Annotated in this window: 2 protein-coding genes; both read right to left on the bottom strand. The window is 56.2% G+C overall.

Going from position 1 to position 1121, the window contains the following annotated elements:
• Window positions 1-48: 48 nt before the first annotated feature.
• Window positions 49-318, bottom strand: a complete 270-nt coding sequence (locus tag RBH22_RS17775; protein ID WP_306678744.1) for a hypothetical protein — start codon at window positions 316-318, stop codon at window positions 49-51.
• A 147-nt stretch (window positions 319-465) separates the two neighbouring features.
• The gene (locus RBH22_RS17770; protein ID WP_306678742.1) at window positions 466-894 is read right to left on the bottom strand and encodes a universal stress protein; all 429 of its coding nucleotides are present in this window, start codon (window positions 892-894) and stop codon (window positions 466-468) included.
• Between the last annotated feature and the right edge of the window lie 227 nt (window positions 895-1121).

Below are 1121 nucleotides of genomic sequence, written 5' to 3'. Positions count from 1 at the left end.
GTGGGGCTCCCAGTCGGGTTCAACAACCACGGCTGCCGAAGCATCCGATCACGACTCGATTTCTCTGATAATTTCGTCGGCTTGCTCACGAGCTTTTTGCTCACCTGCGTTCTTCTGGATCAACACAGACTGGACTACCCAATCATCGGGGGCTTCCCGCTTCCCCATCCGAACCTCGCTTCCCTCCGAGACGGAATCAGAGACACGGTCCGCCCAGTCTGGCGTCCGAATTTGATCGAACTGGTCAGGGTCCCGATACCGAACGTGGATGTACTCGTCTTCTGTTGTAATCGACTTGACCTCTGGAATTCGTGCCATGGCTGTTCGTAGGACAAGGAAATGTAAAAATCAGCGTGTCAGTTCGAAACTGAAGGGTTACGAGAAGTACTCGCCAGCTATCCAGATCGAGAGCCTTTTTCTCTGTTGTTCACCGTTTCAGGGCGAATCTGGAGGCACAGTTTGCGGTCACCTGACGACAGTTACAGGCACTGATGCACGCTTCATCACCGTTTCAGCGACCGAACCCATGAGCATTCGAGCGACACCCGAGCGTCCGTGGCTTCCGATGACGATCACGTCGATACCGTGTGTGTCCGCGTACTCGAGGATCGCGTCTGCGGCCTTGCCAACCTCGCTTGCCGTCTTAACTACCCGGTCGTGCTCGTCTGCCTTCGCCTCGGCCTCGGCGAGCAGTTCTGCCGATCGTTCCTGGGCCCGTTTCCGGAGCGTTTCGTCTCCGACCAGTGCTTTCGCGCTATAGCTCTCTTCGATGTAGTCGATAACGTGGAGGACGGTAATCGATGCATCCGAGTACACGTCAAGCGCGTGCGCCAGTGCCTTCTCCGAGAGCGGGGTCCCATCGAACGCAACGAGCACCTGGTCAACGGAGGCCATACGTAGAGATGCGTGTCAAAGCCACATATAGGCGCGGGAGCACACGAATCTGGGGAAAGGGGCGACACCCGTATTGGCAGATCTCTCTCGATAGAACAGACTGTCTCGGCCGCAGAACTAGATCGGGAGCAGGAGCAGAAGTATCGGGAGGACAATCAACGAGATGAGAAACCCGGCCAGGTATCGACGATCAGTAACGAGTCGGGTTTGGATTGTCTCGACAGCTT

The organism is Halobellus sp. H-GB7 (assembly GCF_030848585.1).
Classification (GTDB): domain Archaea; phylum Halobacteriota; class Halobacteria; order Halobacteriales; family Haloferacaceae; genus Haloquadratum; species Haloquadratum inordinatus.
This window is presented reverse-complemented; position numbering and strand designations above follow the sequence as displayed.

Bases quoted from the DNA above. Each gene is read 5' to 3' on its own strand.
- RBH22_RS17775 (WP_306678744.1), bottom strand. From the start codon at position 318: ATGGCACGAATTCCAGAGGTCAAGTCGATTACAACAGAAGACGAGTAC.
- RBH22_RS17770 (WP_306678742.1), bottom strand. From the start codon at position 894: ATGGCCTCCGTTGACCAGGTGCTCGTTGCGTTCGATGGGACCCCGCTC.